This window comes from uncultured Pseudokineococcus sp. (assembly GCF_947495735.1).
GTDB lineage: Bacteria > Actinomycetota > Actinomycetes > Actinomycetales > Quadrisphaeraceae > Pseudokineococcus.
Genome location: NZ_CANMAA010000013.1, coordinates 44,023 through 57,348 on the forward strand (window position 1 = coordinate 44,023; position 13,326 = coordinate 57,348).

General features: G+C 77.1%; 16 protein-coding genes. 9 read left to right on the forward strand and 7 right to left on the reverse strand.

Going from position 1 to position 13,326, the window contains the following annotated elements; all coding sequences use genetic code 11:
- Positions 1–94: 94 nt before the first annotated feature.
- Both Q0848_RS15185 and Q0848_RS15190 read left to right on the forward strand, forming a co-directional pair.
- Entirely contained in the window at positions 95–382 is a 288-nt protein-coding gene (locus Q0848_RS15185) for an STAS domain-containing protein (protein WP_299039025.1), read from the forward strand.
- 128 nt (positions 383–510) lie between these two features.
- Entirely contained in the window at positions 511–897 is a 387-nt protein-coding gene (locus tag Q0848_RS15190) for a VOC family protein (RefSeq protein WP_299039027.1), read from the forward strand.
- A 12-nt stretch (positions 898–909) separates the two neighbouring features.
- Here the strand turns inward: Q0848_RS15190 and Q0848_RS15195 are convergent, their stop codons facing one another.
- Positions 910–1,881, reverse strand: coding sequence for a DUF5937 family protein (locus tag Q0848_RS15195; protein WP_299039029.1), 972 nt, complete (start codon positions 1,879–1,881; stop codon positions 910–912).
- 56 nt (positions 1,882–1,937) lie between these two features.
- Here Q0848_RS15195 and Q0848_RS15200 point away from each other — a divergent pair, with 56 nt between their 5' ends.
- From Q0848_RS15200 to Q0848_RS15220, 5 genes are all read left to right on the forward strand, one after another.
- The gene (locus Q0848_RS15200; protein ID WP_299039031.1) at positions 1,938–3,260 is read left to right on the forward strand and encodes an MFS transporter; all 1,323 of its coding nucleotides are present in this window, start codon (positions 1,938–1,940) and stop codon (positions 3,258–3,260) included.
- 196 nt (positions 3,261–3,456) lie between these two features.
- Complete coding sequence (locus tag Q0848_RS15205) at positions 3,457–4,353, forward strand: CPBP family intramembrane glutamic endopeptidase (RefSeq protein ID WP_299039033.1); 897 nt, start codon at positions 3,457–3,459, stop codon at positions 4,351–4,353.
- Between the two features lie 99 nt (positions 4,354–4,452).
- The gene (locus Q0848_RS15210) at positions 4,453–5,142 is read left to right on the forward strand and encodes a cyclopropane-fatty-acyl-phospholipid synthase family protein (RefSeq protein ID WP_299039035.1); all 690 of its coding nucleotides are present in this window, start codon (positions 4,453–4,455) and stop codon (positions 5,140–5,142) included.
- Positions 5,143–5,334: 192 nt separating this feature from the next.
- On the forward strand, positions 5,335–5,964 hold the full coding sequence (locus Q0848_RS15215; protein WP_299039038.1) for a GNAT family N-acetyltransferase: 630 nt from the start codon (positions 5,335–5,337) through the stop codon (positions 5,962–5,964).
- A gap of 464 nt (positions 5,965–6,428) precedes the next feature.
- Positions 6,429–8,024: a methyl-accepting chemotaxis protein gene (locus Q0848_RS15220; protein WP_299039040.1), complete on the forward strand. Its 1,596-nt coding sequence runs from the start codon at positions 6,429–6,431 to the stop codon at positions 8,022–8,024.
- Positions 8,025–8,071: 47 nt separating this feature from the next.
- On the opposite strand, the gene Q0848_RS15225 is transcribed toward Q0848_RS15220, so the two are convergent.
- The 3 genes from Q0848_RS15225 to Q0848_RS15235 form a co-directional block, all read right to left on the reverse strand.
- Entirely contained in the window at positions 8,072–8,956 is an 885-nt protein-coding gene (locus tag Q0848_RS15225) for an alpha/beta fold hydrolase (RefSeq protein ID WP_299039042.1), read from the reverse strand.
- A 26-nt stretch (positions 8,957–8,982) separates the two neighbouring features.
- Positions 8,983–9,540 (reverse strand): pyridoxamine 5'-phosphate oxidase family protein, encoded by a 558-nt coding sequence (locus Q0848_RS15230; RefSeq protein ID WP_299039044.1) that lies wholly within the window; start codon positions 9,538–9,540, stop codon positions 8,983–8,985.
- Positions 9,541–9,632: 92 nt separating this feature from the next.
- Positions 9,633–11,171 carry a GAF domain-containing protein gene (locus Q0848_RS15235; RefSeq protein WP_299039046.1) on the reverse strand — a complete coding sequence of 513 codons (1,539 nt, stop codon included), beginning with the start codon at positions 11,169–11,171 and terminating at the stop codon, positions 9,633–9,635.
- Positions 11,172–11,377: 206 nt separating this feature from the next.
- Between Q0848_RS15235 and Q0848_RS15240 the strand changes: the two genes are divergently transcribed.
- Entirely contained in the window at positions 11,378–11,560 is a 183-nt protein-coding gene (locus Q0848_RS15240) for a hypothetical protein (RefSeq protein WP_299039047.1), read from the forward strand.
- Between the two features lie 36 nt (positions 11,561–11,596).
- Here the strand turns inward: Q0848_RS15240 and Q0848_RS15245 are convergent, their stop codons facing one another.
- Entirely contained in the window at positions 11,597–12,106 is a 510-nt protein-coding gene (locus tag Q0848_RS15245; RefSeq protein WP_299039048.1) for a GNAT family N-acetyltransferase, read from the reverse strand.
- A complete protein-coding gene (locus Q0848_RS15250) occupies positions 12,103–12,354 on the reverse strand; it encodes a hypothetical protein (protein ID WP_299039049.1) in 252 nt (83 codons plus the stop codon). The genes Q0848_RS15245 and Q0848_RS15250 overlap by 4 nt, the downstream gene beginning before the upstream one ends.
- Positions 12,355–12,376: 22 nt before the next feature.
- On the opposite strand from Q0848_RS15250, the gene Q0848_RS15255 reads away from it, so the two are divergent.
- Complete coding sequence (locus Q0848_RS15255) at positions 12,377–12,844, forward strand: hypothetical protein (protein WP_299039050.1); 468 nt, start codon at positions 12,377–12,379, stop codon at positions 12,842–12,844.
- Here Q0848_RS15255 and Q0848_RS15260 read toward each other — a convergent pair.
- Entirely contained in the window at positions 12,784–13,311 is a 528-nt protein-coding gene (locus Q0848_RS15260; protein WP_299039051.1) for a PadR family transcriptional regulator, read from the reverse strand. The genes Q0848_RS15255 and Q0848_RS15260 overlap by 61 nt on opposite strands.
- Between the last annotated feature and the right edge of the window lie 15 nt (positions 13,312–13,326).

A 13,326-nucleotide genomic window follows, 5' to 3' on the forward strand; every position in this document is an offset into this window, starting at 1 on the left:
CGACGCCAGCGGCGACCTGCGCCTGCTCGAGCGCCCCCGGCACGACGGCGACGGGCCCTCCCCCGGGGAGGAGCCGGGCGCGGCGGGCGGTCTCGTGCTCGCGCTGTCGGGGCGCATCACCCACCAGGTGCTGGACCGGTGCGGCTACCCCACGGGCGCCGTGCTCGCGCGGGTCCACACCGTCGAGGCCTCGGCGGTGGAGGGCCTGGACCAGGCCGGCGCAGGTCTGCTGGTCCGGGTCCACCTCGCCGCGCGCGGCCGGGGGACGTCGGTCCACCTGCCCTCCCCCTCGCGTGCCGTCGTCGAGGCCCTGGCGCGCTACGGCCGACTGAGCTTCTTCGACCCCGCGCCGCACGGGCAGGACCGCGCGCTCCTCCCCTGACCCGCGCCGAGCCGCGGGCTCGCAGGGGCGGACCGCACGGCGGTCAGGCGCGTCCCCGCGACCGGGTCGGGTCCGCCCGCCGCGGAGGGCGCTGAACAGCCCGCGCCCGTCGGCGCCACGGTGCGGTCATGACCGCCGTCATCTCGCACACGCCCTTCGACAGCCGGGTCGCCCACGCCCGGTCCGTTCTCTGGGCCGAGGTCCTGGGCTTCCACGAGGACCCCGAGGACCCGGACGAGCCGGGCCACGAGGAGTGCGGCATCTGGTCGCCCGACGGCACGCAGCGGCTGCTGCTCGTCGAGGTGCCGGAGGCCAAGACGGTGGAGAGCCGCGTGCACCTGGACCTGGAGCCGACCGAGGGCTCCCGTGACGAGGAGCTGGCCCGGCTCCTCGCCCTCGGCGCCCGGCAGGTCGCCGACCGCCGCCGTCCCGACGGCTCCGGCTGGGTCCTCCTGGCCGACCCCGAGGGGAACGAGCTCTGCATCCTGCGCGACGACGCCGAGCGGTCCGCCTGAGAGGGCCCCTGGTCAGCGCACCCCGCCGGCCAGGAGGTGGTCCCCCAGCTCCGAGCGGCGGTAGAGCACCGAGCGCCCGTACCGGGACGACGTCAGGAGACCGGCCGCGCGCAGCGCCCGCAGGTGCTGGTTCACGGCCGCCGGGGTGACGCCCGCCCGGGCGGCCAGCTCGGTGCTCGACGCGGGCGTGGCCAGGCGGACCAGCAGCCCGGCGCGCACGGCACCGACCAGCCCGGTGAGCGCCGCGGGCGCCGGAGCCCGCTCGCTCTGCCACAGCGTCCCGAGACCCCGCGCGCCGTACATGACGAGCGGCGGCTCGACGGGCGAGATGGGCGCTGACACCCCGCGGGAGAAGAGCGTGGGCACCAGCGTGAGGCCGACACCCGTCGTCGAGCGCGTGTAGGCCACCTCCGAGGCCAGGCGCAGGCTCACGACCCCGTCGGCGAACGAGACGCGCTCGGCCAGACCGGCGAACATCGCCGCCAGGCCACGGCTCGCCATCTCGCGGCCGCGGTGCATGACGTCCGCCTCGAGGAGGGCGCGCATGCGCGGCCACGAGCCGGCGAAGCACCGCTCCCAGTACCCGGCCAGCGCGTCGACGACCCGCTGCCGCACCACGGGGACCGGGCCGCGCAGCGCGGCGGGCAGGGCGTCCGGGCCGGGGTGGACGGCGGCCAGGTCGGAGGCGACGACGTCGGGCGGGACGGCGAGGAGTCCCTCCAGCTCGTCCTCGATGCGCGTGAGCGGGGAGCGCGGGCGCGGGGTGAGGAAGTCCGGCGTCCACAGGCGCGCGTCGGTCAGCGCGAGCAGCACCTCGGCGTCGAGGTCGGTCCGCGCGGCGTCGACCTCCCGCGGCCACGGCAGGTGCAGCGGGAAGCGGCCGGGGTCGCGCCAGGTGCGCAGCGACAGGGCGAGCTCGTTGAGCGGGGAGACCGCGAAGCGCACGTCCGCCAGGTCCATGCCGGCGAGCTCGTAACGGATCATCAAGCACAACGCCATCTCCGTGGTGCCGGGCGGCCGGATCGGGGAGAACTGGCGCCGTGCCCTCCCCCACCCCGCCGCCCCCGGCCCCACCGCGGCGCGCGCTCGACGCCGTCCGCTCCACCCTCGCGCCGACCGGGCCGGTCGCCCGGCCCCTGACGACCGCGACGATGGCGACCTCGCTCAGCAGCGGCCTCTTCTACACGGTCAGCGCCCTGTTCTTCACGACGGTCGTCGGGCTCGGAGCCACCACCGTCGGCCTCGGCCTCACGGTCGCCGGCGCGGTCGGCGTCGCGGGCTCCTTCGGGGCGGGCTACCTCGCGGACCGCGTCGGCGCCTCGCGCCTGCTCCTGGGGGCGACCCTGGGCCAGGGCCTGGCCCTCCTGGCGTACGTGCTCGCGACCAGCACGACGGCGTTCGTCGTCACGGCCTGCTGCGCGGTCGGCTTCCGCTCGATGCAGGGGACCGCCCGCCAGGCCGTGCTGGCCCGCACCTCCACCGGGCCCGAGCGCATGGCCGTGCGGGCGAGGCTGCGCGTCGTCACGAACGTCTTCATCGGGCTGGGCACCGTCCTCGCCGGGGCCGCGCTGCTCGTCGGCACCGCCGCGGCGTACCGCTCGACGATGCTCCTCGCCGGAGCGCTCGTCCTGGCCTCCTGCGTCCCGCTCGCCCGGCTCGTCCGCGGAGCCGGCCCGCCACCCGAGCCGCTGGACCTCGCGTCGGCCACCACCACGACGCCGACGGCGCCCACGACGACCGGCCGCTCCCCCCTGCGCGACCGCACCTACCTGGCCGTGACCGGCCTGAACGCGGTGATGGCCATGCAGTTCGGCCTGCAGACCGTCGGGGTGCCCCTGTGGGTCGTCACGCGCACGCCGGCGCCGCCCGTCACGGTCTCGGCGCTGCTGGTGCTCAACACGGTCCTCATCGCCTGCTTCCAGGTCCGGGCCTCGCGGGGCACCGACGACGTCAGGGCCGCGGGGCGCGCCGTCGCCCGCGGCGGCGTGCTGCTGGCCCTCGCGTGCGGGCTGCACGCCGCCGCCGCGACGGGGAGCGTCGTCCTCGCCGTCGTCCTGCTCGTGCTGGCCGCGACGGCGCACACGGCCGCCGAGATGCTGACGGAGGCCGGGAGCTGGGGCCTGGCCTTCGAGCTCGCCGACCCCCGCAGCGCGGGCGCCTACCAGGGCGTGAGCCAGACGGGGTACTCGATCGGCACCATGCTCGCCCCGCTCGTGGTGACGGCCACCGCCGTCGACCACGGCACGCCCGGCTGGGCCCTGCTCGGGACGGCGTTCGCGACGGTCGGCGCCCTCACGTGGGTGGTGGCGCGCACCGCCCGGCGCCCCGAGGCGGCGCAGGTCCTGCAGCACGAGCGCGGCTGAGGACCTGGCGCACCTCGCCCACCGCCTGGTCCCCGCTGACCAGGGCGGAGGACTCCGGCGCCGGCGCACCTGGACGGGCACGGCGACCTCTGCCGCGAGCACGCCGACCGGCTCGCCGCTCCGCCCCGCCCCGCCGCGAACGCCCCTAGCCTTCGCGCATGAGCGACGGGGAGCTCGGGCAGGAACAGCTCCCGGCATGACCCCGTCCCCGGCGGACGCCCCGACGTCGAGCCCCCGGTCGCGGTCGCTGCCGGGGCTGGCGGTGCTCGTGGTCGGGCTCCTGCTGCTCTCGCTCTCCGTCGCCTGGCTGGCGGCCAGCGGCCACACGTCCGTCCGCTACCGCGCCGACAGCGCCGAGACCGTCGAGGTGTGGCGGCGCTGGGTGCCCGCCCTCGCCGGCATCGCGGTCGTGCGCCTGCTCCCCGTGCGTGGACGTCCGGCCGTGGTCGGCTCCTCGTCGGAGCCGGCGGCCCGGCGGGAGGGGCTCGTCCTGGTCGCGATCGCCGTCGTCTTCGCCGTCGGGCTGCACGCCGCGGGCGGGGGCGAGCCGGCCCACACCGCCGGGAAGCTCGCCCTCCTGGTCGCGCTCCCCCTGCTGGTGCTGCGCCGCCGTCGCCGGCGCGGGACCGCGTGGCGGGCCGCCGTGGTGACCGGCTCCCGCCGGTGGCGCCTGGCGGGGCCCGTGGTCGCCCTGCTGGCGTGGGGGCTGCTCGCCTTCGCCAGCCCGCTCGCCATGCCCGGCGGCGACCTCGCGAGCACCGTGACGCTCGCCGAGCTCGTCGCCACCGTCGTCGTCGGCTTCCTCGTCAACGCCGTGGTCGAGGAGGTCTTCTACCGGCGGTGGCTGCTCTCGCGGGTCCAGGCCTGGCTCGGCCCGTGGCCCGCGATCGTCCTGTCGTCGCTGCTCTGGTCCGTGTGGCACGCCGCCATCCAGGGCACGGGGGACCTCGGCCTCGACGTCCCCTCGGCCCTGGTGACCCACATGCCGCTCGGCGTCTTCCTCGGCTGCCTGTGGAGCCGGTACCGCCGGATGTGGCCGCTGCTGGCCGCGCACGGCGCGGTGAACTCGCTGGGGCTCTTCGTCGGCACCTGAAACAGGCTGTCGACGCCGGACGGGGCCTGGTACCAAGCGCTGGTGGACCGTCGCGCCGTCTCTGACATCGCTCATCGCCGTCATCCCGTGGCGGCCCCGGTGGCTCTGAGCCGGGTGCGCGAGCTGCTCGGCTGGCTGAGGCCACCGGCGGCAGGACGGGTGCTGGACCTGGGCAGCGGCTACGGGGTGTGGCTGAGCGAGCTCCTCGCCGCCCGGGAGGACCTCACCGGCGTCGGGGTGGACCTGTCGCTGCCCGACGGGCTGGCGCAGACCGCCCAGGACCTCGGGGTGGGCGCCCGGGTGGAGTGGCAGCAGGCGGACGCGGCGCAGTGGAGCGGCGGGTCCTTCGACGTGGTCGTGTGCGTGGGGGCCAGCCACGCCTTCGGGGGCCTGGGCCCCACGCTGGCAGCGGTGCGCCGGCACCTGCGACCCGGCGGGCAGGTGCTGCTCGGCGACGGGTTCTGGGAGGTGACGCCGACCCCGCAGGCCCTGTCCGCGCTGGAGGCGGCCCCGGAGGACCTCCCCGACCTGGACGGCTTCCTGCACCAGGTCCGGGAGGCCTCCTTCGAGCCGGGCCCCGGGCACATCAGCACCCTGGCGGAGTGGGACGACTACGAGTGGTCCTGGACGGGCTCGCTCGTCGACTGGGCCCTGCACGACGCACCCACCGGCGCTGACCGCGAGCAGGCCCTCGCGGCAGCTCGGGAGCACCGCCGGCAGTGGCTGGGCGGGTACCGCTCCGTCCTCGGCTTCGCCACGGTGGTCCTGCACGACGTCGCGGCGGCGTAGGACGCCCGTGACCGAGCCCGGGGAGCGGCCACCGGCTGCGGTGGCGCGCGCTGGTGCAGGGGTGTCCTCGACGGCGGCGGTGCAGCGGGCATGGGCGGCCCTCGCCGGCGGGGGAGCCGGCTTCGGCTCCCCCGCGACCGCTCGCGTCGTCGTGGCCCCGGCTCGCGGCTGTGCCCGCCGGGGTGGTGCGGCGTGCTGACGATCGCCGGGGCCACCGTCGCGACCGCCCCGGACGCCGGCCGGGCCGACGCCCTGGCACGGGCGCTGGACCGCCTGGCGCCCGAGGAGCGCACCGCGCCGTCGGCGCTGGGCGAGCACGTCGTGCTCGAGGAGGTCCTCGGACCGGCCCGGCTGGCGTACCTGCCGTCGCAGCACCGGCCGGTGGTCCCGCTCGACGCCGCCGGCGAGCTCGTCGCGGTCCCCGCGCGCTCGGCGCCCGTGGCCGCGCTGCTGGACGCCTGCCCCGCCGAGGACGTCGCGGAGAGCGGGGTCCGCGACCTCGACTCCCCCGCCTTCGTCCTCGCCGTGGACGGGCGGCCCGTGGCCGTCGCCGGCTACGAGCGCTGGCCCAGCGGCGTCGCGCACCTGTGCGTGCTCACCCGCCCCGGGGCCCGCGGCGCACGGCGGGCGCGCGCGGTCGCCGCCGCCGCGGCCGCCCACGCTCTCGACGCCGGCCTCCTGCCGCAGTGGCGGGCCCGCCCCGAGGCCTCGGTGCGCCTCGCGCGGGCCCTGGGCTTCGTCGTCCTCGGCCAGCAGCTCAGCGTCCGCACCGGCCGGGAGCAGCACCGCGCCGGCCGCGACGGACGGCCCCCCGGGGCCTGAGCGCCCGCCCGGTCCTCGTTCCCACGACCCTCCGCGAGGCGGGCGACGGCCGCCGGCTCCACGGGGACGCCCTCGTGCGCCGCCCGGGTGCGGTCGGCGACCTGCTCCGGGGCGCCCTCCCCGCACCGCTCGGCGAGCATCGCCGGACCGGCGGGCAGACGTGCCACGACCCGGTCAGGCGCGGCCCGCTGTCGACGGGGGCCGGGGTGGAGCCCCACCGCACCAGGTCCCCGCCGACGACGACGGCGAGCTCACGGCCGCTCCGCCGACACCACCTGGCTGCGGGTCCCGCGCACCCGTCGCCGCAGCGGCGCGCGCGAGCGCGGCGAGCGGACGACGTCGCCGCGGCGGACGGGGTGACGAGGTGCTCCTGCGTTCAACGACCGAGCGGCGCGGTCGACAGGACGGGTACGGCCTCGTGGGCGCCCGGAGAGGAGCGCCGGCCGTGGAGCAGGGAGCAGCACATGAGCGTCACCAGGTGGAGCGTCGGTCAGCGGCTGGCTGCGGGCTTCGCGCTCGTCGCCCTGGGCGTCGTCCTCGTGACCGTCCTCGGGATCCTCCGGGTGGCGGCCATCAACGACAGGCTGTCGACGATCGAGGAGAACAGCGTCAAGCAGCGGTACGCGATCGACTTCCGGGGCAGCGTCCACGACCGGTCGATCGCGCTGCGCGACGTCGTGCTGGACGACGCGCCCCCCGAGGTGCAGGAGGACGTGGCGACGATCGAGGAGCTCCGCGCCGCCTACGAGGAGGCAGCCGCCCCGCTGGACGCCCTCATGGCCGACGAGAGCGCCACCACCGCGGCGGAGCGCGAGGCGTACGCCGTGGTGCAGGACGTCGAGGCCCGCACCACGCCGGTGGTCGAGCGCGTCGTCGAGCTGCGCGCCAGCGGCCAGGTGGACGAGGCGCGGGAGCTCGTGCTCACCGAGGCCCGACCGCTCTTCGAGGAGTGGCTGGCCTCGATCAACGCGGTCATCGACCTGGAGGAGTCCGCCAACGTGGTGCAGGCGGAGCAGGCCCGCTCCATCGGCGCCACCTTCGTGACGCTCATGCTCGTCATCTGCGCAGCGGTCGTGGCCGCGGCGTCCGGCGTCGCCTGGGTCATCACCCGCAGCATCACGCACCCGATGCGCGACGCGGTCGGCGTCTTCGCCGCCGTCGCCCGGGGCGACCTGACCCGGCGCCTGGACACCGCCTCGAAAGACGGGCTCGGCGAGCTGGGCACCCACGCCAACGCCGCCCTGGCGCGCGTGGCCGAGGCCATGAGCGCCGTGGCCGACCACGCGAGCACCCTGGCGGCGACCAGCCAGCGCGTGGGCTCCGCGTCCGAGCAGATCGCCGCCGACGCCCGCGCCTCCAGCGCCCGCGTCGACGAGGTGGCCGTCGCCACCGACGAGGTCGCCTCGCACGTGGCGAGCGCGGCGTCGGGCAGCGAGCAGATGGGCGCCTCGATCCACGAGATCGCCGCCAGCGCCACCGAGGCCACGCACGTCGCCGGCCGGGCCGTCACCGCCGCCGAGCTCACGAACAGCACGATCGCCAAGCTCGGGGAGTCCTCCCGCCAGATCGGGGAGGTCGTCACCGCCATCAAGACCATCGCCGGCCAGACCAACCTGCTCGCCCTCAACGCGACGATCGAGGCCGCCCGCGCCGGCGAGGTCGGCCGCGGCTTCGCCGTGGTGGCCGGGGAGGTCAAGGACCTCGCCGGCGAGACGGCCCAGGCGACCGACGACATCACCCGGCGGGTCGAGGCCATCCAGGCGGACACGGCCAGCGCCGCGAGCGCCATCGAGGAGGTCTCGGCGATCATCCAGGCGATCGACGACCACCAGAGCACCATCGCCGCCGCGGTCGAGGAGCAGACGGCGACCACGGCCGAGATGAGCCGCAGCATGAACCAGGCCGCGAGCCACTCCCAGGACATCGCCGCCAGCATCACCGGCGTCGCGACGGCCACCCGGTCCACCGCCGAGTCCGTCAGCGCCGCCCAGGACGCGGCGACCGACCTCGCCGACGTCTCCGACCGCCTGCGCGACCTCACCCGGCAGTTCACCGTGTGACCGGGCCGGGCGCGGGCGCGGGCCCGCGCCCGGTGGTGACGGGCGCCTCAGCCGCGGCCGAGGAGCTCCAGCAGCGCCGCGGTCAGCTCGGCGGGGGCCTCCTCGGCCATGTGGTGGCCGCTCGGGACGGTCGCGCCGCGCAGGTCCGGCGCCCACGGGCGCCAGACGGCGAGGACGTCGCCGTAGAGGTCCTCCAGGTCGTCCTCGGTCGACCAGACGACGAGCGTCGGGCACGCGAGCTGCCGCCCGGCCGCGCGGTCGGCGTCGTCGGCGGCCCGGTCGACCCCCAGGCCCGCCCGGTAGTCCTCGAGCACGGCGCGCACGACGGCCGGGTCCCGGACGGCCGCGAGGTGGTCGGCGTAGTTCTCCTCCCCCATGCGCGCCGCCCGGCCGGGGTCGGTGGCCTCCGTGCCGTACCAGGCGTCGGGGTCGGCGGTGATGACGCGCTCGGCCACCCCGGGGCGGGCGGAGGAGGACCAGTGCCACCAGGCGGTGGCGAAGCGCGCGTCGGCGCGGGCGAGCGCCTCGCCGATCGGGACGCCGTCGAGGACGGCGAGGTGCGTGACGACCTCGGGGTGGTCCATCGCCAGGCGGTGGGCGACGTAGCCGCCGCGGTCGTGGCCGACGACGGCGAACCGCTCGTGCCCCAGCTCCCGCAGGAGGGTCACGACGTCGCCGGCCATGGCCCGCTTCGAGGCCTGCGCCGCGTCGGGCAGCGGGGCCGGCGCCGTCGAGCGCCCGTAGCCCCGCAGGTCCGGGCACACGACCGAGAAGCCCGCGGCGACGAGCCGAGGCGCCACGCGGTGCCAGGTGGTGTGCGTGCGCGGGTGGCCGTGCAGCAGCACCACCGGCGGGCCCTGCCCGCCGGTGCGGAACCGCAGCCGGACGCCGTCGCCGACGTCCGCGGAGCGGAGCGAGAAGCCCTCGAGCACCTCGGGTCCCTGCTGGTCGCGCGGGCTCAGCGGCCGGGCATGGCGGGGAGGCCGTCGATGCTCTCGGCGTTCGCCGTCTCCCAGTACCCGGGGTAGTAGTCCTCGCCGCTGCGCTCCTGGACCCGGTCGAGGACGTCGCGGTCCCCGCGGAAGTCCATGAGCGGCACGGAGAACCCGCAGGAGTCCGAGATGCGCCCGACGTCGACCACGACGATCGCGCGCTGCCCGACCGTGCGCTCCTTGCCGAAGCGCTCGCGGAGCCCGGCGAACTCCTCGTCCGTCGTGAGCACCACGCGGCCGCGACCGTGGAGGCGCACGATGGTCGGCCTGCCGTCGAAGGCGGTGAACATGACGACGATGCGCCCGTTCTCGCGCACGTGGGCGATGGTCTCGGCGCCGGAGCCGCTGTAGTCCAGGTAGGCGACGGTGCGCCCGTCGAGCACGGCGAAGGTTCCGTCCATGCCCTTCGGCGAGACGTTGACGTGGCCGTCGGCCGCGAGGGGGGCGGTGGCGACGAAGTAGACCGGCTGCCGAGCCATCCAGCCCGCGAGGTCGTCGCTGATCGCGTCGTAGACGGTGGCCATGGGCTCATCGTGGCAGCACCCGCCGCGAGCACGAGCGCGCGCGGCCCGGGCCGGCCCCGCCCCGGCACGGCCCCCCGGGGGGCGCGCGGAGGTCAGCCGCGGGCGGCGAAGTTCTCGGCCATCGCCGCCTGCTGCGCGAGGACGTCGGCGATGCGCGACTGGACGACGTCCATCTGGCTGATGATCTCGCTCGTCTCGTGGATGCCCGCGGAGACGGCGACGCTGCTCGCCTGGATGGTCCGCACCTGCTCGGCGACGCGCTCGGTCGCGGCGGCCGTCTCGCGCGCCAGCTCCTTCACCTCGCCCGCGACGACGGCGAAGCCGCGCCCCACCTCACCGGCGCGGGCGGCCTCGATCGTCGCGTTGAGGGCCAGGAGGTTCGTCTGCGCCGCGATCTTGGAGATGACGTCGATGACGTCGCTGATGGCCGCCGACGCGCTGGCCAGGGCGTCGACCTCCGTGGTCAGCGTCGCCGTCCGGGCGACCGCCGCTCCGGCCACGGCGTGCGCGTCCTCGGTCGCCCCGCGGACGAGCGACACCGTGCCCAGGAGCTCCTGCGCCTTCTCCGCGTCGGAGTGCGTCCGCCGCATGCGCTCGAGGTGCTGGGACAGGAGCTGCTGGACGTTCCGCAGCGCAGACCCCCGCGACTCGGACAGGTCCATGACCTCGGTGGTGAAGAAGTCCATCGTCCCGACGACCCGGTCGTCCACGAGCACGGGCAGGCACACCCCCGAGCGGACGCCCGCGCGGCCCGCGGCGGGAGCGCGGACGCAGTCGGTCAGCTGGCTGAGGTCGCGGACGAACACCATGTCGCGGGCGCGCCACGCGCGTCCGGCGAGGCCGACGCCCTCGGCGAAGGTGGCCGCGCGGGTGACCTGGCGGAACTCCTCCCCCGCCGAGCCCGACTCGACGGCGAAGCGCAGGACGTCGCCGTCCACGGCCCAGAAGGAGCCGTACGCCCAGCCGAAGGCGTCGCGCACGGTGTCCAGCGCCGTCGTGATGGCCGAGGCCTCGTCGGTGGTGGTGGCGATCTGGCTGACGACGGTCGTGACCGCCAGGCGGGAGCTGGAGACCTCCTCGAGCTCGCGAGCCGCCAGCGCGCGCTGGCGCGCGTGGGCGGCGATGCGGCCGATCGCCTCCCACTTCTCGGCGCGGGCGCCGAAGAAGGGCAGACCCTCGCGGGTGTAGAACTCCTGGACCGCCACGACCTGGCCGCCCTGCAGGACGGGCAGGCAGCAGCCGCCGGTCATGCCCGCGTCCGCGGCGGCGCGCCAGCGCTGGCAGGAGAGGTCGCCGCCGCTCCCGGCGGCCAGCACGGGCTTGCGCGTGCGCACGGCCTGCCCGACGAGGCCGGCGTCCCGGTCGATGACGCGCGCGCCCCCGGCGGCCGTCGCCATCGCGGGGACCAGGTCACCGGTCTCGTGGGCCAGCGCGAACCGGCCGTCGTCGGTGGGCAGCCAGACGGCGCCGTAGGTGAGCGCCAGCGCGGGCACCAGCGCCCCGATGATCCGCGCGTGCGCGTCGGCCTCGCTGTCCACCCCCTCGTCCAGGGCGGACATGATCTCCTCGAGGGCCTCGACGTCGCGGGGCGTGGTGGGAGCCTGGTGGCCTTGGGCACGTGTGCGTCTCACAGTGCTCTCCTCGTCCGGGGAGGCCCGCACCTTGACCCCGGGCGCCGCGAGTGCCGGCCGCGCGCTGGACCGTCCGGGTGACCCGCTCGCCCCGCCCGCCAGGCTCCTCCACCCCTCGGCACGGCCGGCTCCGCCGAGCAGGCCCGTCGTCGCGGCCCTACCCTCAGGCACCCCCCGCGACCGCGCGAGGGCGAGGAGGGACAGCCATGGGCATCGTGAACAAGCTGCTGCGCTCAGCCAAGCAGGCCGCGGCGCGCGGCGGCAGCACCGGCAGGACCCGCGGGACGACCGGGGCCCCGCGCCGATCGGGCACGGGTCGTCCGGCGACCGGGGGCGGCGCCGGCGGCGGCGCCGTCGGGAAGGTCCTCCGGGGCCTGCGCAAGCGCTGACCGACCGGCCACCGGGGCGGTCTCCGCCCCGGTGGCTCAGGCCGGTCGCCGCATCCGCCGCTCGCAGCGGTCGTCCGGCGCCGGACCGGCGTCGACGAAGCCGTGGCGCACGTACAGGCGCCGCGCCGCCTCGTTGCCGGCCATGACCGAGAGGGCCACGGCCGCCCCGGGGAGCTCCCGGGAGGCCCACCCGAGGACCCCCTCCACCGCGGCGTCGCCGACGCCGCGGCCCCGCGCCCCGGGCGCCACCCACATCGAGATGAGCTCGACCTCGGGCTCCCCGACGGGCGAGGGCGCGGTGGCCGCGACGACGCCCACGGGCTCCCCCGCGAGCTCGACCACGAGGTGGAGCGCCACGTCGCGCAGGCGCGCGCGCCAGCGCTCCTCCCGGTCGCCGTCACCGCTCCACTGGGCGAGCGTCGAGCCGAAGGCCTCCGGGGCGTCCTCGAGCGACGCCCGGCGCAGCCGGCGCCACAGCGGCCAGTCCTCCTCGCCGAGGCGGCGCAGCGACGGCGAGGGCCGGTCCGCGGGCGGGCGGGTGCTCACGAGCGCACCAGCAGGGCGAGCGCGTCGGCCGGCACCGGCCGGTCGGCCCAGACCAGCCGGACGGCCCCGGGGTCCGAGGTCCCGACGTCGGCCCCCCGCCAGACGAGGTCCAGGCCGGCGTGCTCGACGGCGCGCCGCGAGCCCCCGTCGTGCTCCAGCAGGTCGGCGACGACCGGCAGGTCGGGCCGCACGGCCGCCGCGGCGCTCCGGGCGGCGACGAGCTCCTGCGCCAGACCGCGGCCCCGCACCCCGTCGGAGGAGGCGGTGGCGGTGGCGGTGGCGGTGGCGGTGGCGGTGGCGGTGGCGGTGGCGGTGGCGGTGGTTCCACACCACGCCGTGGCGGACGTCGCAGCCGCCGACGCCCAGCAGGCGCCCCGCCTCCTCGCCGTCCCGGCCGCGAGCGACCCAGCTGCCGAGGCCGCAGTCGTCCCAGCCCTGCTGCCACCGGGCGACCACCACGCGGGTCTGCTGCCCGAGCACCTGTCGGCCGCTCGGCAGGCGCTCCTCCGCCCCGAGGTCGGCGTGCAGGGCGTGCACCTCGCCGAGGTCGTCGTCGGTCGGGCGCCGCAGCTCCAGCCGCTCGGCCAGCACCCGCTCGAGGTCCCCCACGCGGGCGAGCCTCGCACGGGCGCCGCCGCTCTCGCCGCGACGGACGGCCGTCGGAGCGCCGCGCCGCGTCAGCCCTCGCGGAGCTCGGCCGGCAGCGCGTCGAACCACTCGACCACGGCCGTCTCGTAGCGGGTCCCGAAGTCCAGGGTCACCAGGTCGACCGGTCGCGCCCCGGCCGCCAGCGCCTCGACCCGCGCCTGGTGGTAGCCCTCCAGCCGAGCCGCGTGCACGGCGCGGTGCTGGGCGACGAAGGCGGCGAGCTCTCCCGGCGGCAGGTGCCGGGCGAAGGCCAGCACGAGCAGCAGCGGGTACCGGATCTGCTCCTCGGCGGGGAGACGGGACAGCCACTGCCGGAACGCCTCCCGCCCCTCGTCGGTCACGGCGTACGCCCGGCGGTCGCGGGCGCCGACCTCGGCGGCGACCACCAGCCCGTCGTCGGCCATGGCGGCGAGCTCCCGGTAGACCTGGCTGCGGGTGAGGCTCCAGAAGTCGCCGATGGCGCGCTCGGCCGTCCGGAGGAGGTCGTAGCCCGACTGCGGCCCGTCGTGGAGGAACCCGAGCAGGGACGCCGCGGTGGCGTTGAGAGCCCTCGGCATCGCCACCCCCTCCCT